Source organism: Acinetobacter nosocomialis (assembly GCF_041021905.1).
GTDB lineage: Bacteria > Pseudomonadota > Gammaproteobacteria > Pseudomonadales > Moraxellaceae > Acinetobacter > Acinetobacter nosocomialis.
Window position 1 is genome coordinate 1,350,433 of the sequence record NZ_CP157432.1, and the last position, 24,102, is coordinate 1,374,534.

General features: G+C 33.7%; 1 protein-coding gene (only partly in view). It reads left to right on the forward strand.

The genetic code is table 11. The annotated features are described in order from the left end of the window. Positions 1-24,102 carry the 5' portion of a CARDB domain-containing protein gene (locus tag ABLC00_RS06360; RefSeq protein WP_111937050.1) on the forward strand. It continues 13,347 nt past the right edge of the window, so the window shows 24,102 of its 37,449 coding nt (coding positions 1-24,102); its start codon is at positions 1-3; its stop codon lies off the right edge, out of view.

Here is a 24,102-nt window from a genome sequence, read left to right on the forward strand (position 1 = left end):
ATGAGCCAACAAGAAACGAATACAAATGCACAAGAGCAAATGTGGTCAGTTGAACAACTTGAACCAAAGCTTTTGCTTTCTGCAGATTTAATGCCAGGAATACAAGAAATTACTGGAGCTATTGATCAACCAGGTCAACAAAAACAATATGAGTTTGTTATTAAAGAGAAAACAAAATTCTTTTTTGATGGCGTAGAAGGCGAAAATTTTAACTGGTCATTGCAAGGTAAAGAATATGGTAAAAATTTTTCTGCAATTGAATTAAATCAAGATAGTCATAAATTTTTAGAGCTTACTCCTGACACATATAAACTAACTATTGACGGTAATAATGATCAGGTTGGAAACTATAAATTTAGATTATTTGGCGAAGAAAGTGCTATAAATTTAGAGCCAAATCAAGAAACACATCTGAATCTTAACCCTGCAAGTCAAGCTATTTTATATCAAATAGATGTGGCAGCAGGGGATCGTATATTTTTTGAAAGTCATATTAATGATGCAACATGGAGTATTTTTGATAATAACGCTCAATTAGTAAAAAATCGTTTAAGTACAAATGATAGTCAAGGATTTGTAGCAGAAAAAAGTGGTGCTTATTGGTTATCTATAGATAGTAGTACTCATTATAGTAATTTGGAAGGTAACTTTACTTTACATGTTTTAAAGTCTGAAATTTCATCATTAAATATAAATGAAGAACAGACAGTAAACTTTAATAAACCATTTGAGTCAAAGCAATTTAATTTTAAAATAGACCATGATCAATGGGTGGTATTTGATCAGATTACAAAAGGATTAAAAAATACAGAATGGTCTATTAAAGATGAAAGTTCAAATATTATTTTTTCGCCACTTAGTACATTAGAAAGTAAAAGTAAAGCAGTACCCAAATTTTTAAAAACAGGTACTTATACTTTAGAAATAAATAGCTTAAATATTACAGCTGGTGAAATTGAATTTATTGTAAAAACAAACTCTAAAGTCGATGATCTTATTGACGAAAAAAATAAAGGATTGATATTAAATAATATTGGTACTGGGTCAAAATTTATAAAAATTGACAGTGGGAGTAATGAACTCATTTCACTTATTTCTGAAAGATATATTTCAGAGATTGAGTATGCTAAAAATATTAATTTAGAAAATTTCACTGAGAAGTTAGTAAACAGTCACTTTGCATTAACTGGCTATGATTTATTTGAATTAAAGCTAAACAAAGATGATAAATTACTTCTTGAAAAAGAACAACCTAATACACTCATTAGAGTTTTTGATAGATATGGTAATGAGATTGTCAAAGCTGAAGCAAATAACTTAAGCTTTAATGTGAGTGAGAATGGTTTATATTATATAGGTATCAGTACAACTGATAATAATAATTATAATATTAATAGTAAACCAGAAAAAGGCATCGATCAAAACGTACTATTAAAAATAAAGTATAAATCGGCTATTGAAAGTGATAATCAGTTAGATGATGTGAGAGATGCGATTTCGACAGCACAACAACTTGATATTTTAAAAACAGAAAGGTTACAAGTTACTATTGGTGATAACGAAACGAATTATAATGATGTTGATTTTTATAAATTCCAAGTAAAAAAGGGTAACACAATCAATATTTCAGCACCACGCAGTACTGAAATACAGGGATTTTTAAAAATCTTTGATATAAATGGAAGAGAGTTAGTACAAACTAGTAATTCAGCAATTTCTTATACATTTAATGCAGATGGTGAATATTACTTAGCATTTAGTTCAGAAAATAATAGATATTACAATCCAAATTATGAAAATTCTGGTAATTATGGAAAATCCATTAAAGGAACTATAACCGTAGATATAAAATTAACTACTGCAGATATTCCTAAAGTATATTTGCTGGATCGTTATGGGAATCTAATTTTAGATACTAATATTCATCAACTGGATTTAATCAAACAGAAAATAAGTTTAAATGAAGAGTACTATCTTTGGGTTGATTCTTCATCACAAAATGTAAATAGTTTTGAGTATAATATTGGACTTTCAAATTTAAAGGAAGATAGATTTGATTTAAATGATAGTAGAAAAATAGAATATGAGTTCGATAGCATTGCTCAGACATATGACATAGAGTTGAATGTCACGGGGTCTGGAACATATTTTATTTATCCTGAAAAAACACTGGTAAATACAAAATGGAACTTAAGTGGACCTGGAGTAAAAAATTTAGAGTGGAGTAATAATGTTACACAAGGAAATAATATAGTACAAGCAGTATATTTGACAAAAGGTTTTTATAAGCTTTCTATTTCAAACTATGACTCAGTCGGAAGTTTTGGTCTAGATTTCATTTCAAGTAAATTAGCCGCTCCAATTCAATCAGGTCAGGACTATACAGTAGAACATTTACTACCTGGTCAATTTATTACTTATCAATTAGATTCAAAAATTCTAGACGAATATAGTTTTCAACTAAATATAACAAATCCTGATCTGAATATTACAGTTTGGGATCAATATGGAAAAATTCTTTCTAATTATTTAACAGATAATACTAATTTTTATCAAGATTATGAGCAAAATATAATTTTTATAACTATTGCAAACGATAGTCTGGTAGAAGCTATTGATAGTATTTCTTTTAAAGTCAATACAATTACTCATGATCAGCCAGTAAACATTATTAAGTCAATCTCTTTAGGACAAACTGTAGAGGATTTTGCTAAAGATTTACCAAGAAATATTAATTATGACTTTAAACTTGAAAAAGATAGTTTTGTTAGTTTTGAGTTTTTAAAGAATATATATGAAGAAGTTTTAATTGTAGGTCCAGAAGGGGAAAATTTATTAAATCAAACTAATATATATGCAGGCTGGTTAGTTGCAGGGCAATATTACATTGAATTTAAAAATAAAATAAAAAATAGTAATTTTATTTTTCAAGTAAGAGATGTTAGTCAGTTTGAAAATTTAGATAAAAATATTACAAGACAAGTTGAGCTTTCATCACAAGCGGCTGTCTACCATTTTAGTATGGATGAGGAGCATGATTACTCAATTAGTGCGAATCAATATTCTGAGGATTACAACTTTAAGATCTTAAGTATAGATGGATTTACACTATTTGATGGTAAAATTTCGAATTATAATTTTTATTTAAATAGAAAAGATTTAATTGATGACTATATATTAATTATAGAATCAACCAATAATAAAAATTCCGAATTGAACTTTCGTTTAAGTTCATTCCCTAAAAAAGTAGAAATTAATGATTCTACTGTTATGGATTTCGTTAATTTGTCTTCTACACGAGATCAGGAATTTGAGATTAATGTTGATGCCGATGGACTATACTTTTTTGATTTGACTTATACAGGTTCATTGAACTTTCGGTTTGATGAAAGAAGTTTTTATCAGACAATCGGATCACAGAATAGTGAAGAGACTAACTATCAAGCCCTATCCTTTGCTCTGACAAAAGGAAAGCATAAAGTTTACTTAACTGCATTGGACAACAACGATGTTAGAGCTAAGCTCAACATTCAGTCAGTTGCTAATATTCCAGTTCTGGAAAAGGTAGGTTCCGAATTAATTGTGCCTACTCTTGAAGCTAATCAAATTTCTTGGTTGAAATTAGCTACAGGTTCTTATGAAGACTTTAAGTTAAATTATATTAATAATCCAAATGTAACTATTCAGATTTTTAATCAAAATGGAGAGTTATATAAATCATTTGACAATGATTTTACGTTAAATGTTGAAGATAACTTAGATTATCTGTATTTTTCTATACATAACAAATCTAGTAATGAAGTTGGTGCGTTAAAGTTTGGTTTAGAACCCAAATATCAATATATTGATATCAATCAAGAGTTACACTTTAATTCCTTGAGTTCAGATGTTGAACCACTCTTTTCATTTGATATCGTAAATGATGGTTTTATAACCATTGAATTTTTAAGTAAAAACTATCAAAGTTTTAAAGTAATTGATACTCATGGAGAGGTTTATTCAGGAGCTGCCGAATATGTTAATAATATCAGTGGAATGGCTTATCAAACGCTATGGCTACAATCTGGTAAGTATAAATTAGAATTTGAATTAACTAATACGGTAGAAAACAGTTCAATAAATGATTTTTACTTGAACATATCTGATGATAGTCAAACTCAATTAATTAATCTAAATCAGAATACTGAAGTTGATTTAATCAGTAGTGGTGCTTATCAAGTTTATGAGTTTAATGTATCAAATTCAAAAAGTTATAGTATAAAGCTATTAAATGATGTAAGTAATATTCAATTCCGTTTACTAACAATGGATGGCACTGAATGGTTTTCTGGTCAGCTAACATCTGAGTCAACTGATTTAGGACCTGTTGTCTTTTCTCAGAAATATAAGTTGGTGATATGGAGTGCAGCAGATCAAAATTTAGTTAATCCGATTGTTTTACTTGAAGAAACAGAAAATTTAAACAATAGTATTTCAGTCACTTCAAAAAAGATGGTTGAACCAGACCAAGAACTAATTTTGGATGGGCAGATTGATGTTAATCAAGATTTTCAAATTGTTACACTTGAGATCAATCAAGACGGTTTGTATTTTCTTAATCAATTACAGCAAGGTAATCTATTAAACTGGAGTTTGTTAGGTCCAAGAATTCAATATAATAGTATTAACTCACTGGATGGTTTGTATTTAAGAAGAGGAGTCTATTTTTTAGCAATTGCTAATAGTAATCACGAAGCTCTTAATTATAAATTTAGTATTTTTTCTTCAATATCTGTAGAAAATGAATTATTAAAAAATAGTTCTATTAATATAAATTCTCTTGCTAAAAATGAGTCTGTTTTTTATAAACTATCTGTTGGTCTAGAAGAAGAATTGTCTTTCAAAACTTTTAATAGTTTTTCTGGGCTAAAAGTTGATTTGTGGACTGATAATGGAGATTATATTGGTTCTTATAATAATATTGAAAATGCATTTGATATTATTATAAAACAAAAACAATTGTCGAGATTAATATGCTTAAGTATTACTAATATTTCTTCTGATACTATCAGAGATATTAATTTTACAGTAGTAAATAAACGACCGCATATTGATATTTATCGTGATAATTTAATTGATTACAAAGATCTCTATAATGGTATTGAATTTGAATTTAATATTGATGAGGAAAATTTATTCTCTTTCAATTTTGAACAAAATTTAGGTGCTTCATATCAATTTTTTAAATTAGTGAATGGTGCTGAGTGTGCTATTGATTCAAGAGTGAATTTATTTGGGGCGGGTAATTATGTAATTAAAATGTATTTTAATTATATCCCCAATTCTGATGGCGCTATAAATATTAATTTTAATAAGTTTGATGAAAATAAAACCATTGATTTGGTTGAACATAATACTGTTTCAGAAGATGGTATCCAAATTTATAATTTTATTGCTGATAGTAGCTTTCAATATTTTATTAATTTTCCAGACTATAATAATCCTGAATCTTCAAGCTTTTTATTGAAGTTGATGGATGAAAATGGACAAATTATAATATCTGATTATTATTATAGAACATTTTCCTTACCTTTACTGGAGCATAATAAAAAATATTGGTTGATTGTTGAAAATCTTAACGGAGTTGAAGCGAATTTAGATTTTTATAAAATTGAAAGACAGCAACAATTTACAGTCAATTCTAGTACGAACTTAAAGGTTGATCAAAATTTTGATTTCCAATATCAGCAACAGGAAATTATTTTAAATGTTGAAGAAGCTGGAACTTATTTCTTTAATGTTTCGGCTTTTGATAGCTTCGATTACCAGTTAGTAGGTGTAGGGGGGAATCTTCCAAATAATCAACCTATGTTTGCAAGTTCCTTAATTTCTACTAATCGAAATTTAAATTTGCAAGCTACACACCTTCAAAAAGGTATCTATAAAATTGTAGCTAAATCTAATTGGTTAACTGGATTTGCCTCATTTGAAATTTTATCGGCTAGCCAAGCGCACAATTTACTTGTTAATAATGAAACTATTATTGAGCAATTAGAGGTAGGGGAGACAGTTTTATATAAAGTCTCTCAAGACTATTTTGCTACTTATACAGACAACTATAACCGTTTTACCTTTAAAGATATATCAGAAAATTATGGTGTGGAGTTCAATTTTTGGACTCAAGATGGAATAAAAATTGGTGATAATCCAATTGAATTATTAAAAACACAGCCATTTTTCTATATTTCAGCAATAAACATTGGTTCTGAGAAGCAAACTGGTATTAAGTTTTCATTAAATAAAGAAGATTTAATTCATAAGCCAGTTCAAAGTGAAGTAATTAGCGTGGATCAGAAAATTGTTAAAAATAGCAATGAATTAGATGATCGTATCGCGTATAGTTTTGCTTTAAAAGAAGATAGTTTTATCTCATTTAACTTTATTAAAAATGCTTTTGAAAATATTAAAATTACTGGTCCATCAGGATTAGTGTTTGATGGTTCTCCAAGAATTTTGAATGACATAAATCGTAAAGGATTAGAAGATTTTTGGTTTAAAGCAGGCGTCTATAAAATTGAGTTCTATGGGAAAATTGACGGAAATAATTTTGAGTTTATTTTGCAAGATCAAAGTAGTTTCTTAAATATTGAACAGAATCTGCCTTCATCAGTGAGTCTAACCACAAAAGGTGATTATCAATTCTTTAATTTATCTGTTGATAGTAATACTGAATACTGGTTGCACTATAATACATCTGGCCAGAATATATCTAACCTGAAATTTAGCTTGTATAGTCAAGATGGTACGATATTCTCTACTGGCACTCTTTCATCATTGTACCAAACCTTACCTAAAAATAGCCTAAATTCTAAATATATATTGTTAATTGAAAATTTAAGCAATACACAGGTTGTTTTTAAAGTTGATTTAATTAAAAAGGAAGTTTCACAGCCAAAAGTTATCGATTTAAATACTACTGTAAATGATCAATTTGTAGGGCTTGAACAACAAAATAAATATTCATTTACTATTAATAAAATGATAGCTTTAAAAATTATAGAGCAATCGACTAATAGTTCGAGTAATACATATAAAATTATAGATAGTAATGGTTTGATTGTGAAATTAAGTCATGGTGTTTATATTTTATCTACTGGTAACTATACTCTTTTAGTTAATAGTAATAAGGAGCCAAATGATATTGTTGGTGCTATTAATTTTAAAGCACTTACAACTAATAGTTTTTTAGATGTTAATTTTAGTTCTAATATGTCTGTTAATATTAATCAGGGTTTGCCTGATAATATTGTTAAGGCTGTTTTTGATAAAGATAAAATTTATGATTTTAATACTAACTATAACTCTGGATTTATTATTTATGATGAAAAAGGGAATGTCGTAAAAGAGATTGGTGGTTATAATGGTTGGTTTGATGTAAAAGAAACAGGTACTTATTATCTACAACCATTTAATTATAATAATGATTATACAGGAAATGTCTCTTTTTCTGTAATTAGTAAAGATAAGTATTTGAATTTAGCTGTAGGAGAACTTGTTTCTGATGTTTCTATTAAGAGTAATAGTTTACAGAAATATAATTTTACTATTACGAAGGACTCTTTATATAAAATAAATGGTTATTCTAATCATGATTCTCGAATTTTTATTTATAAAAAATCTTCAGCAAGCTCCTTGATAGATTTTAATTTAAATGAGTCAGAAGCTCTCGATTTGAATGCTGGTGATTATGAAATGTCGATTTATAATTATAATAATTATCCAGTTAGTTATTCTTTGGAGATTATTGATTTATTAAATTCAAGTAATCCAAACTTTAGTCTTGAACATCCATTTATTATAAGTGTTAATAATAGTCGTAAAGCTAATGTACAGTCTATTTCGGGTGTAGCTGGTGATTCTTGGCTAATTGATTTAAGAAATATCGGAGAAATTGATCAAAATATTCGTTGGGAGCTATATGACCCTTCAGGGAAACAAGTTACATCATCTTATCAGTATGCTAATGAAGATCAGGCAGTTAAATATACATTAACTCAATCTGGTCAATATATTTTATTAGTTTTTGGAGTGGAACAAACTACACACCGAGAGACTTCAATACTAATTACGAAACCTGTTGAAGTAAGAAAAACAGTTAAAATTGGTGAGCAAGTTTCTGGTCAAATTATGAATGGTGGAGATGTTCACTACTATGATTTGAAGCTTGATAAGCTAACACCCTTTATTTTTGATGCTACATTAGAGCAAACATTCTTTAAAATTTTAAGAGAAGATGGTTCTCTGATTGATTCCAATGCTTATTCAATCCAATATTTACCAGCTGGTATTTATCACTTAGTATTTAAAGGAAAAAATACGCAGACGCCTAAGTATTCATTTAAATTAATTGATTATATTGAAAAAGCTCAAGAAGTTACTGATTTAAGTAATATTTCTTCAACATTGCAAGAAAATGAGAGATTTAAATTTTTACAGCTTAATACCGTTGCAGGCCAAAAATATAGCCTAGAATTTTTATCACGTACAAATCTTTGGTATCAAATAGTTGATATAAATGGACAAGTTTTACAGTCAGGAAATGATTATAATAATTCTACTTTTACTGCGTTAGCAGATAATTTTTATATTGTCATTGGTAGAGACTATAATATTAATGCTGTTAATAATTTTAATATTAAAATTTTACCAGTATTGTATACTACTCAGCAGTTAGAATTTAGCGAATTAATTAAAGCTTCATTTTCAACTCAATTTGATCAGATAGATTATACTTTTAGTATAGCTAAAGAGGGTTGGTTAGATCTTAGTGATGTATCTTCTAGTCATTCAAATATTTCTTTAGGACTATTGAATCAAACTAACGACCAGCTTTTTTACTGTAGTGATTTGCCTGCTATTAACGGAAGTAGTCGTATCTACCTCGTTGAGGGAAATTACACCTTAAGATTAAACTCTAATACTTCACAATCTAGTTATTTGAAGTTAAAGGCTTCTATACATGAGGCAGATCAATACGATCAAGCTGGTCAAAGTCTTGCTACGGCTTATGAATTATACTTACCAACGCAATCTAAAATAGAATTGTTACAACCAGTTGTTGAACAACCTTACTTATATCGATTTGTTTTAAATCAAGGTGATGTTTTTGGTCTTAAGCTTTCTGGCTTACAAGGAAGTCTATCTTTACTCGATGTAGCAGGTAGTGAAATTGCAATTAGCTCTACCGGTGAACTGCAATATAGCGCTACCTCTACGAGTATTTATTATCTTAAAATTATCAATAAAACTAAGATTAATAAGCAAGTCTTAAATTTCACTCGTAGCAAATTAGATAAATTAATCAGTGATGATGTAGGTGATACTACTGAAAATGCTAAAGAGCTGAATTTTAAGACAGGTATTAAATTTGAAATTAAGACTAATATTGGTGATAGTGTAAATACAAATAAAGATGTTGATCTTTACCAAATTATGCTAGTTGCAGGTGAAAAATTAAATATAGATTCCTATTCGAACTATGGTTTCTTAACTCAAATTTTTAATTCTTCTGGTAATCGAGTTTATAGTACTGGTGGCACAGGTTCATATACTGCTGAGCAAACTGGTGTTTATTATATTGGATTTAGTGGAAATCAGAATAATAACTATGACCCAATTACTGGAAAAAATACTTATAGTTCTAATACGGGGCTAAATAGTGTTGTATTAAGCCGTCAAAGTGGCTTCATTCATCCTGTTACTCAATTTTCTGAGCAAATTTTAATACCTGAGAATGTGACTTCAACTGAAAGTTGGTCTGGAAGCCTAACAGATGGTACAACCCAAGACTTCTATCTAGATGTAAAAACTGATGGTCTGTACTATTTAGATCGGACAGCTGCTGGTTATTATGCTTCAAATTATGATCAAGTGACTTTAATAGATTTACAGTCTAGAGTACTAGGGACCAGCTTTAATGCAGCATATTACCTTAAAGCAGGTAAGTATAAATATACGATTTTAAAGAGATATAATAATGATTATATCGATTTTAAATGGGTGAATTTAAGCTCACAAGCAAAAGAAATTCAATTTGGTCAGTCAGTCTCATTAGGTTTTTCAAAAAATGCAACTGCTGATCGTATTTATAAGTTCTATGCCTATGCTAATCAAGTCCTACAGTTTAATAGTCTAGGTAATATATCTGGAACTGCGCCAAAATATAAAATCATAAACGAATATGGTCAAAATATTTCGGATGTTAATTTATATGCATCTTTAGATAGTCAACCAATTAATATTAAATATTCTGGGAATTATTATATTGTTTTTGATGATATATCTACAGGATATAGTTCTGAATATTACCAGTACTCGGGGTCGGTATCATTTCAGATAGATTATGTCGATTTGAAAAATTTACCAATAGTAAGTTTTAATGAAAAAGTAACAGGTATATTAAATCCAGATAAACAGGAAGTGATATATCAATTAAAGATAAATGAAAAATCGAATTTATTATTTGATTTGTTGAATTCAACTGATCCAGAAGTGCAGATTTCAATTGCTGATTATAATGGAAATATTGTTTATTCAAATTCTTCGAATAATATAAATGCTTTATTATTAACCTTAAATGTAGGTAGCTATACAGTTAAAGTTAAAACTACAAGTCTAGCACAGCAAAAATATGGTTTTAAGCTCCTCAATTTGGCTCAAGTACAGCAGATCGAAAGTGGTCAAGCAGTAGTGGGGCGTCTTAAACCAGAAGGTGAAATGCTTTCATATCAGATTGATGTAGATGCTGGCGACCGAGTGTTTATTGATTTTGATCAGTTGATTACGCAAACATATGGCTATTTCAATGGAGTATGGAAACAAAACTATCTTACTAGCTTAGTCGTAATTGATCCTTATGGTCGTAAGCAAATAATATCCCGAAATGATTTAAATAATTTGGGGTCTGAATTTGTTGCTAGTGTCTCGGGTAAGTACACCATATTATTTGATGAATTAGACCGTTATGACATTGAAGTACCATTCCATATGGCGGTATATGTTCATGCTCCATCAAACCCAATTGTGATTGATTTAAATAATAATACATCAAAAGTTGATTTTTCTGTTCAAAATTTAACTGTTCAGAGTAGTGACCACGAAACCATCAAATCTGGAAGCCAGTTAGAAATTAACTGGATATTGGCAAATATTGGTAATAATAGTTCGTTTGGTGACTTTACAGATCGAGTTCTGATCAAGAATAAAACTACTGGAGAGATTATTGCAGAGAGCCTAGTGCCTTATTCTGAACAGAATGATGGTTCTATATCTTCTAATCAATCTATTGTACGTACTACTAAAATTAAGTTGCCTGAAGGTATTTCAGGAGTTGGAGATTTTGAGGTTATAGTTGAGGCAGATGTCTATAATCAACAAAATGAAACTGTAGAATCAAGAATAAACAATCAAACATCTTATGTATTTAAAAGTGAATTAAGGGCTTATCCTAATTTAACTATCGAACATATTTCTCTGTCACCTGCACTAAACTGGCAGGCGGGCGATTCAGTTACTTTAAATTGGGAGGTTAAAAACTCTGGACAAGCTCCAGCGATTGGATCATGGATAGAGAAAATTGAAATTATCAATCTTACAACAGGAACAGTTGTTGTTAGTAAAGATCTTCTTATCTCTAATCAAACCCTAGAGCAAGGCAACTCTACTCAACGTCAATTTAATTTTATTTGGCCTTCGGATAAATACGCGGTTGGGCAATTCGCTATAAAAGTCAAAGTAGATGCTCTCAATACTATTTTTGAATTTAACCAAAATGGTTCATTAGAAAATGACAATGAAGGAACGATTGAAGTAGTCGCAGGACCAGACCTAGTTGTTAAGAACATCCAACTGTTACAGCCGCAAATCCAAGCAGGGGAACTTGTGACAGTAGTATGGCAGGATGTTAACCAAGGTAGTGTTACAACTCCAACAAACTTTCAAGATCGAATTATTGTTCGAGCACGAAATACAGATGGTAGCATCGGTAAAACTATATTAAATTTTGCCGTGGCATTTAATGGTCAAGATGCTTTACCAATTAAAGCTGGTGAGGTGCGCAATCGTAGTTTCAGTTTCACTATGCCGGAAGGAGTGGCAGGTGCTGGACAATTTGTTATTGAGGTCGTTGCAGATAGCAATATTACTGGCCAAGGAATTATTTATGAAGTAAATGCATTAAATAATGCAGAAATCAATAATAGCTCGACTGAAACATTCATTTCATCGCCCAAAATGTATGCTGACTTAGCAGTATCTCAAATTATTGTTCCAGAAACTATTGGTGCGGGTAATTTAACTCAAGTTCAATGGACTGTGACAAACCGTGGCGATAAAGCTGCGGAGGGTCAGTGGGTTGATCGTATTATTTTAAGTCGTGACTCAATCATTGGTAATGCTGACGATATTATTTTGGCTAGCTACAATAGAGTGAAAGATTTAAATGTTGGAGAAAGTTACCAGCAAAAAGCTTCGATTACTATGCCAGCTCGTCTTGAAGGAAGTTACTATATTGCTGTAATAAGCGATATTAATCAAATTGTTAAAGAACCAGATACTAAAGCGAACAATCAGGCAATTTCTGCTCAGTTTAATGTTGTTAGAACTTATGCTGATCTTAGTCCTGAAATTATTTCTTCTCCAAAAGTATTAGGGAAAAATGAATCTGGACGTATTACCTGGAAAGTAACAAATAATGGAACTTTAGCAACAGATGTAAATCGTTGGGTTGATACAGTTTATATTTCAACTAAATCATCTTTTGATTCAAGTGCAAGTGTGCTGGGTTCTGTTACACATACGGGTGGTCTAGCTGTTGGCAGTGCCTATCAAGCATATCTAGATTTTGCTTTGAACGGGAATGCTGATCAATATTATTTATTTCTTAAAACAGATAGTTATGGCGCTGTGTATGAGCCAGATCATACTGAAAATAATATTGTTGTTTCTCAATCAATTGCTTTAGAAGCGGAAAAACTTCCAGATATTCAAGTATCTGATATTTCAGTCGAGAGCCAGTGGAGGACTGGAAATCAGGTTCAATTGACTTATACATTGACTAACATGGGGACAGCTGACTTTACAGGTTTCGTATATGATTATGTCCGTTTAGTAAATATCACAAACCCAAGTCAAACTTATGCATTAGCTACACCTTCTTTTAATCGCAGCATTCAAAAAGGAGGAAGCTTTACACAGCAAATAACGATAAATGTACCTGCGCTTAGTTTAGGAGCTTGGCGTTTAGAAGTTATTTCTGATGTTAATAATTATGTTCGTGAGCTAGATTTAGTAAGCCATCAAGGTACACAAAGCATTGAAATTGTGAGTCCAGATCTTGTTGTTGGTAATGTAAAAACAACAGGGCTTTTACAAGGTGGACAAAATATTGATATTTCATGGACAACTTATAATCAAGGAACAACAAAAGCTGCTCAGGTTAAAGATATCGTTTATTTATCACTTGATGATGTGATTGATTATAAAGATATTAAAATTGGCGAAGTAGTTCACTCAGCAATAGATAGTCAACAATCTATTTCGTCTATTTTAAATTATAAAATTCCTGAAAGTTTATCTGGGCGTTGGCGTTTACTTATTGTCACTGATGCTGACAATAAAAACTTTGAATACAATGCTGAACAAAATAATCAATATCAGCAAAGTCTAGAGATTGCTAAAGCAGAATATGCAGACTTGATCGTAAGCAATATTAAGGCTCCAACCCAAGTTATTGGTGATCCTGCTTCTTTAAGTGTTGAGTGGACCGTGTCTAACATTGGAACAGGCACTGGATTAAACACGACATGGACAGATACAGTTGTTTACTCTACTGACGATATTATCGGTAACTCAGATGATATTGTTTTAGGCAAAGTTGTACACGATGGAGCTTTGGAAAAAAACAATAGTTATACTTCGTCTATTCAATATCGTTTTGGTCCTAATTTTACTAGACATGGTCACATTTTTGTCCAAACAGATAGCTTGAAGCAAGTTTGGGAAAATGATCTGGAATCGAATAATTCAGTAGAATTCGATCATCTTGTTGATGTAATGCCAAAAGCTTATGCTGATTTACAATTAACTTCATTATCAATCGATAATGCAGAAAATTTGATGAGTGGGTCATCAACAACTGTTCGATGGGCGGTAAATAATAACGGTATTGGTATTACAGACAAAGATTCATGGTTAGACCATGTGTGGCTTAGCAGTCAGGCAGATGGGAAAGGACAAAACTGGGATCTTGGTTCAGTTCAACATTTAGGTTATTTGGCAGCGAGTGATAGTTATGAACATTCGCTTACTGTTACTCTACCTGATGGTCTGTCTGGAAATTATTACTTAAATGTCGGTACGAATGTTAGTTCTAGTGTATTTGAGTTTATTTATAATGATAATAACCAAAAAACTGGTTTAGTTGTTCCTATACAACTTGCTGAATATCCTGACCTTGTTGTAACAAATATTACTTTACCTGATACGGCAACTGAAAGTTCAGAAGTTGAGTTTACATGGTCTGTTACTAACCAAGGTCCAAAGAATGCAAATGGTAGTTGGACGGATAGTCTTCGCCTGATTTCTCTCGATGGTAATAAAACAGCAATTTCTTTAGGTAGTTATACTTATACTCAAGGTTTAGAGTCAGGTAAGACTTATAGCCGCACTGAAAAAGTTCGCCTGCCTTCTCGTATGGAGGGAGCGTGGCGTTTAGAAGTTATCACTAATGCTGACTTGGGTAAAAATTCAGCTAGTCAAATTTATGAGTACGCTACTGCACGTCAAAATAATAGCTTGGTTTCAGATGATATTTTACGTATAAATCTAAATCCAAGACCTGATTTACGAGTTACAGCAATTGAAGCTCCAGATAAAGTGATCGCTGGTGGTAAAGCAAGTGTAAAATTTACTGTAAGTAATATGGGTCCTTTAGTGACGAATACTCAATGGAGTGACTCAGTATACTTATCGCTTGATGGAAATCTCAGTTCAGATGATATTTTAGTAGGTCGTTATAGCAGTGGAGCAGCTTTAGCACCTACTCAGAGTTATACAACTATCACTGATGAATTTACTGTACCTTTACGTTATAGAGGTGATGTTTACATTATTGTGATAGCCGACTCTGGTAATGTTTTAGATGAATATCCAAATGAAAACAATAATATTCGAGTAGAAAAACTTTATATTGAACCTATACCTTTTGCTGATTTGGTGACAAGTGATGTAGTTGCACCAGATCAAGCAAGTCATGGTAGCAAAATTACAGTTGACTACAAGGTAACAAATAAGGGATCGGCAAAAACTCAAGGCGATCAAAGTAATATTAATAGTTGGGTAGATAGTGTTTGGTTAACTGTAGATAAACGTCAACCTAATCCATCAAAAGGTGACATTAAGTTAGGTGATATTCGCCATACTGGTCATCTTGAGGTCGGTGAAGATTATCTAGGACAAATCACTGTAACCATACCTGAGGGAACATATTCAGGTAAGTACTATATTACTGTCTGGAGCGATACCTATGATGCAATTTTAGAAGATATGCTTGCGACGAATATCAATCCTGATGATCCGTCTCAGGTAAATAACAATAATTTTAAAGCCAGAGTTATTGATATTTTAGGTTTTGCACCTCCAGATCTCTCTGTAATTGATATTCGGGCACCTCGTGAGGCAGTTGCGGGAGGAAGTTATCAATTTAGTTATATAGTTCAGAATCTAGCCGATGAGTTTGAAGGTTCTTGGACTGATGAAGTCTGGTTAGCTGACCAAGCTGACTTATCTAAAGCAACCATAAAATGGAGGTTAGGCGAGTTTTCTCAAAAGAGAAAATTAGGTTACAAGGAAACCTATACTGTTGAGCAGACGATTCCTTTATTGGCGCCATCGGTGACTGGTCTTCAGTTAGTTGTACAAACCAATGTAACTGATTTAAAAGACTCGAATGGCAAATCAAAAATAGAAAAGAACAAACAGAATAATACATTTGCTGTTGCCTCACAGGTGACAGCATCTGCTTCAGATTTGGCTGTTACTCAGGTTGTAGTCGATCAACACGTATTTTCAGGCGAAGCTGTTAATATTACTTGGACTGTAGAAAATAAGGGCGCAGATGTTTGGGCAGGTACAAGGTCTTGGAATGACTATATTGTTATCAGTGCTTATCCAGAATATATTCCACAGTATTCAACTCTAATAGGTGCTGTGCAGCATTTTAATACTCAAGGTTTGAAGACAGGAGAGCGTTATACCTCAACTGGTCAATTTAACGTACCGGTCGGCTATGATGGGCAATATTATATTTTTGTATTTAGCGATGCTAGATTGGATTTTGATGCTAAACCTTATTTTGAAAGAGATGCTCTAAATGGTTTTGATAATGATGATGTTTTAGAGTTTTATGAAAAGACCGTATTTGAAAAGAATGTTATTCAAAATAACCTTGCTTCGGCCTCATTAAATATTATTTACCGTGAGCCAGATCTGGTTATTAAAGATATTCAGATTTCTAATCCGAATCCAAATGCAGGGGATACTGTTACAGTTAGCTGGACAGTTAAAAATGAAGGGAGTCGCGATACACGCGTATCCTCTTGGTTTGATGGTATCTATCTATCAAATGATAAAACTATTAATAGATCAGATTATCCATTATTTGATCGGGGTAATGAATTTGAAGTTAACCTAAAAGTTAAGCAAACGATTATTCAAAATGCAGAAGGCAAAGTAGATGTTCTGAAAATTGGCGATAGCTATACTCAAACGGCCACCTTTACCATACCATCGGCAATCGGTGGAGACTTTAATATTATTGTCAAAGCTGACACTAACTATGTTCTTGGATATGTGACACCTTCAAGTATTAGAAACTCTTTAGATACACTTGATAAGTTACCTAGATACGATCAAGGAGCTGTTTTTGAGTTTAGAGACGAAGCGAATAATGAAAATTCAATTGCTTTAACAATCAATTATGTTAGTCCACCCGATCTACAAGTTGTAAAAGTTACTAGCCCAACTAGTGTTATTTCAGGGCAAAAAGTTGATATTACATATAAAGTCAAAAATCTTGGTGGTCGAACTCCTTCAGATCAAGCTACTTGGACTGATCTCATTTATTTATCTACCGACCGAGTGCTAGATTTAACTAAAGATAAACTTTTAGGTTTTGTTAATCATACGGGGGGACTGAATACAAATGCCGAATATTCAGCCTCTATTCAAGCGCAAATACCTACAGAACTAAAAGGGACATATTATGTCTTTGTTGTAACAGATCCAGCCTATTATCGAGATGGTGCAACAGGTAAGGTTTTAGAGTTTGAAAATGATTTAAATAATACGCTTACATCTGAACAACCATTATTAATCATTCAACCTGATCCAGTCGATTTACAGGTCACTGATGTTTTATTGCCTAAACAAGTAAAAACAGGTGAAAAAGTTCGTATTGAATACACTGTAAAAAATGTAGCTGATTACCAAGCTCATGGTCAGTGGTCAGATGCAGTATATCTGTCTAGAAATAATAGCTGGGATAACCAGGATATTTTGTTGGGAAGATTTACACGTCAAGGTGGGTTAGATGCTCATCAACAATATACTGGATTTGTGGATGCACTTTTACCAATGATTCAGGATGGGCAATGGTACATTGTTGTTCGCCCAGATATTTATAACGAAGTATATGAAGGTGATATTGTTTATACCGAAACAGGTTTAAACATTGCCCCTGCTGAAGCGAATAATGAAACAGCCTCAGCCACTACTTTTAGCGTAACAGTTCCTACCTTACTGTTGAATACTAGCACTGACTTACAATTAAGTAGTGGTGATCAGTATCTTTACAAACTTCAGGTTGGACAGGATGAAACACTTCGTGTTCGTCTAGACTCTAGTGCATTGAAAGGTTCTACGGAGCTGTATATCCGTTATGAAGCCGTACCTAGTGCAGGGCAATATGATTATGCTTATAGCGTGCCTAATTCTCCTGATCAGGAGTTAATAGTTCCAACTACACAGGCGGGTACTTATTATATTCTCGTAAAAGCAAGCAACTCTCCTAAAGATACTGCTGCAACAATCCTTGCGGAAACTTTGCCATTATCTATTACTAAAGTGACGCCAGATCAAGGTGGTACAGGTACAGATGACTATCGTTGGGTAACGATGGATATTTATGGTGCTCAATTTGCAGCTGGAGCATTAGTCAAGCTCAGCCGTCCTGGTGTTTATGAGATCGAACCAGAGCGTTGGCAAGTTTTAGATGCTACACATATTCGTGCAATATTTGATTTACGCCAAGTACCACATGGCTTATATGACATTATAGTGACTAATCCAAATGGTGACCGAGTTGTTGAGCCATATCACTACTTAGTTGAACGTGCGATTGAACCAGATGTTACTATTGGTTTAGGTGGGTTAAGCCAAATCGCCCCAGGTGAAACAGGTATTTACAGCGTTTCACTTCAAAGTTTAACCAATGTTGATACACCCTATGTCCGTCTGGATATTGGTGCTGTGGAGATGGGTTATAACGAATCACTTATTGAAGGGCTAAATTTACCTTTCTTAATTTTTGGTTCAAATGTAGGGGGGCAGCCCGCAGGTATTGTCATTGGCGATCAGGCAAATACACAGCAATACGGTGTTACTCCAACAGATAAAAGTAAAATTAGTCAAATTCCGTGGGCAAGCCTAGATGGAACATTAAATACTGCTGGAATTAACTTGGCACCTGGCTATGCTTTTGATGTTAATGCTGCCGGATATACTGGATTTACCTTTAATATTAAAACTTATCCAGGTTTAGCCGAATGGATGAAAATGGATTTTGAAGGGTTACGTGAGCAACTCTATATCATACATCCAGAGTGGAAATTACAAGGTCTATTAGATCGAGGTGTTTCAGATCTTGATAATATTCAACGTGGACTTACAGCACGTTTCTTAGATCCAAAGGAACGCTTAACTAAAAAAGAAACTTTAGCATTAGATTTCCGCTTTAATATTGCTGCAGCGGCAACTCCGATTACCCGCAATGAATTTATTCAAGATCAAATCAAGCATGCGTTGAAAATGCGTGATGCAATTTTGAAAGATACTTCTGCTAGTACAAGTCTGAAAGTATTAGCAGCAGATGAAGCTCAATGGACACAGGGTTGGTTAGCTGCTTTAGAAGATGCAGGATTATTACGACCTGAAAATCAGGCACCAGCTGTTAAAGAAAGTATTCAAGTCCTTAGTCTTACTGCAAATTTAGCAAGTGGCATTTTATTATCGAAAGCTGGTGAAAATTTCCAAACGAAAGCAAGCGTATTGACTTTCTTTGAACAAATGCAAAAGTGGTATGGTGATACTTCTAAACGAGCTGGTGATCCAGAAGCTTTGAAAGCTCAAATTGAATATACTGAATATCGTATAGATGATGAAGGAAATGTTGCATTAAGCCCAGTTCCTAAAAATATTACTCAAGAAGATCTTATCTTAAGTAATGAGAGTAATAAGCACTTTATCAATTTTAATATTTTTGCTGGGGATAGGTCGCAATTAGAGTATTTACGTCATTTAGGATTATTGGATGAGAAGTTCCGCCCAATAGGTGCCCAAGCACTTGCTTTGAGTCAATATCTTCAGCAAATGGCCGCTGTAAATACCGATATGGTGTATGTACAAGGCCCATCAGTAATGCCACATACTGATGGTAAGAGCTATGTCCCGAGTGAGACGGCGTTACCATTTAAACTAAATTTCCAAAATACTACCGAGCAGTCACTTCATGAAATTCGGTTAGTTACAGCTATTGATGAGCAGCTAGATCCATATAGCCTACGTTTAACGGATATGAAAATTGGTGATATTAATATTCATATTCCAGAAAATCGTAGTAGTTTTAGCAGTGACTTCGATTTTACAGGTAGCTTGGGCTTTATTTTACGAGTCAGTGCAGGTGTTGATACTGAAAGCCATATCGTTACATGGTTGATTCAAGCGATTGATCCAAATACAGGTGAAGTCTCAACGCAAAATTTACATCGTTTATTAAAATTGAGTGAAAATAACAAAGGTTTTGTTGGTTATACCATTCAAGCAGCGGAGACGGCAAAATCTAATGAAGAAATTATCACGCAAGCGCGTATATATTTAAATAATACACCACCTGTTGATAGTCAAAGTTCAACGTATATTCTAGATAATCAACGTCCTGTTACTACAGTACAGGTTGTATCTGAGCAAAGTACCGTTGAAAATCAAGTACATTACAAAGTCAAATGGTCTGCACAAGATGATGTAAGTGGTATTAAACATGTCACATTGTATGTTGCAGAAAATGGCAGAGACTTTAAGATTTGGCAGAAGCAGCTGACACAAGCCAATGGTGAGCTGTTATTTGTAGGGCAAACAGGTACCCAGTACGAATTTTTAGCGGTAGCTACAGATGTGGCAGGTAATCAGGAAATTGCTAAAGTATCTAACGCAGTAATTCCAGATGATGGTTCACGTCAACAACTACTAACTCAAATTGGTAGTAATGAGGCATTGCAACAAACTGCGCAAATCCCTCAAGCAACACAAGATCGTAGTTATTTAAATAACACTATTTTTGCAGAGGCTCAAAAAGGTCTAGTGGGTCAAACGGATAAAAATAAAAACACCGATTTAAATACAGTATTATCTCCATTCACTTTAAATGCATTTGCTAGTGGTTTTAATGCTAGCCAAGGTGAAGTAGGCGCACTCGCAATGGTTGAGTTGCCTGACCATCGTATTTTAGTCAGTGCTGGGCAATATCGTAATCAGTTGTTTATTTATGGGGAGCATGGAGGCACCAAACAAAAACCTCTCTATACTTTTGAACAGCCGATTATGGATATGGCCTTAGATTCTAAGGGCCAACTATGGGTATTAACTGGCCAAGAGTTGTGGTTGTTGGATTATTCAACTGGTCAGATTATTGAGCGTATTAAAGGTCCTGATAATGAACCTTTAACACATGCGTTAACGGTTGAGCCTGAAACCGATCGTATTTATGTTTCTTCAGGAAATGGTATTGAGATTTTTGATGCTAATGCGCCAAAAGGACAGCAATGGACACACTTCTCTAATGCATTAGTCTCAGATTTAAGTTTCGCACCAGATGGGCGTTTATGGGCTGTACGTTGGACGAGTGCTAATGTTCTGTCTCATTTAGGTAAAACCGATATTATTAGTTTGCCATTAACTGGGAAAACGAAAGGCCGTGCCGAAGTTGAATATACGTTAAATGGCTTAATTGATAGTTTAGTCTTTGGTCAAAAGGGCACTGCATTTGAAGGTTTGTTATTTGCTTCTGCAAATAATAACCAACAATTAAGCAATAGTAGTAAGTCGTTGCCAAAACTGGATAATGCCGCTGTTTGGATGATTAGCTTGGCAAAACGTCAAGCGGTTCAATTGGCTCAAGGTGGTTCCCGTGGTGAAGCAATCCTGATTACTCATGACCAGCGTATTTTAGTTGCTCAAACCAATCGCATTGATGAAATTGCCTTACTCAAAGCACCAACTATTACTGCGAGTTCAATTCAGGATGGGGCATATATTCCACTACCACTTGCTAATGCAACTATTTCTTTCGATCAAGCAATGTGGTTAGGAAATAATGGAAATGATAGTACGGATATTGCGAGTGTTTTAAATCCAACAAATTACCGATTTGTTGGGATGGGCAAAAATGTTAATCAAGTCTTGTCTCCTGAGTCTGTGCAATGGGATAACGCAACCAATAGTGTCATTTTAACTTTGCCAAATATTGCAGCTGGACAATGGCGTCTTGAAGTGTCATCTAATTTGCAAAGTGTAAAACAAACTCGCCTAGAGGGAGTGTACACCGCAGCTTTCACTACCGTGACCGATTACAGTGCTTTCGTTAGCATTGAGTTTGATAAAACTCGTGCAGACCGTTTAAATGGTACAGTGAGTTATGATGTAAAAATCACCAATATCGGTCAGGATAATATTCAAGGTCCATTGTTGTTATTACTCGATCCAGGGCATTATTTTAATGGCGGGATTGTCTCGGCAACGCAAGGGCAAGGTATCCAAAATGAATTATGGTTACTCGACGTCAGCAGTTATTTACAGGCTCATGGTGGATCTCTAAAAGTTGGAGAGAAACTCACAGGCATTACTGTATCTGTAGTTAAAGCTGAAGATTTAGCATTATCTAACGATGCAGCTCGCTTATTAAAATTTGATCTGACACACCAAGTTTATGCACTTCCTTATGATAATCAGCCACCTGTAATTAGTTATGATGAAACTAAACTCAAGGCCAAAGTAAATGAGAGCTGGAATTTAGATTTAACAGCCACTGATCAGGATGGTAAACAGTTCTACTGGAGTATTGTAGAAGCACCGAAAGGTGTCAGTATCGATGCTGGGAATATAGGACAAGCTTCTGATCAAGGCTATCAGTCACATGCACAGTTGCATTGGACACCAACGGCTCAAGATCGCGTAGATAGCGAAATTCTAGTCAAAGTCGTTGATAGCCGCGGAGGTTTTGCACTTAAGCGACTTAAAATTCAAGTTGATGGTGCGAATCATGTGCCAGTTATTACTACCATACGAGATATCGACTTAACTGAAGGACAAAGTCTCAGTCAACAGCTATTGGCTGCAGATGAAGATGGTGATCGTATCAGTATGGTGGTACGTAATTTACCTGCTGGGGCTGAGTTTGATGTGACTACAGGTATGTTGACTTGGACACCTGCTTATGATCAGGCCGGTAAATATGAAAATATTGAGTTAGTTGTATCTGATGGAAAACACGAAAGCCGTTATCAGTTTAATATTACGGTAAAACAAGGGTATGAAAAACCTGTGTTATTGCCAGTGGCAGCACAGCAATTGCGTGAAGGTGAGCGTTTTAGTTTGCAGTTAGCAGGAAGCTTACCACATGGACTAATGCAATATGCGGGTCAGGATATTAAACTGAACTATAGCGCTGAGTGGTTACCGAATGGTGCGATCTTAAATAAAGATACAGGTTGGTTGGAATGGACTCCAGGTTATGCACAGGCGGGTAGTTATGATATTCCAATTCGCTTAGTGGCAACATATACCCCAACTAATGGCGGTATTCCTGTTCGCACAGTTGCAGCGCAAACATTATCTTTGGTGGTCAACAATGTTAATGCTGCGCCTCAATTTGAATCTAGTCCAACATGGACTGTGCTCGAAGGTGCAAGTGTTCGTTTAAATATATTTGCTTTTGATCCAGATAATCCAGGGTTTGAACCTGCTTTTAAATCGCATCCGCAAAGCAAAGCAGTTCAAATGTCTGATGTTCCTGCTTCCGTAAGTTATGAGGTAACAGGTTTACCGGAAGGAGCAACATTTGACCCTGAAACACTGGAAATTGAGTGGAATCCAAATTACCAACAATCAGGCATTTACAAGATTAAAGTGGTTGCAACTGATGATGGTAACGGTACTGGACAACCGCTTTCTACAGAACGCACTTTTACCATTAATGTACTTAATGCGAACCGTACACCTGAAATTGGTGATGTTCAAAGTATAATTGTTGATAAAGGGGCTGTGATTGAAATTCCAATTACAGCAACAGATAAAGATGGTAACCCGATTGAATTGCAAATTGAAGGTTTACCAAATTTTGCGACATATACTCAAAGCCAGTCGGGTAGTAATGTTAAGGGGGTAATCCATTTTGCTCCGCAAGCAGGTCACCGAGGTGATTACACGATTACCGTGACAGCAAGAGATAATGGTGATGGCGATATTAATCAAGTACAGGTAGAGCGTAAGAGTTTTGTCGTTACAGTTAGAAGCTATAGTGAAGCACCTAACCTCAGTGTGCCTACACGAAACGTCGCCGTAGTTGGGCAACAAATACGTGTACCAATAACTGTAGCCGATTTAGATCAGGACACATTAAATTATATCGTGCAGGGTTTACCTGCGGGTGCACAACTTGTTCAAAGTGCTAAATATGGTTATGCAGAAATTGTCTGGACTCCAACGGCAAATCAAGTAGGTCAATACGATTTAAGC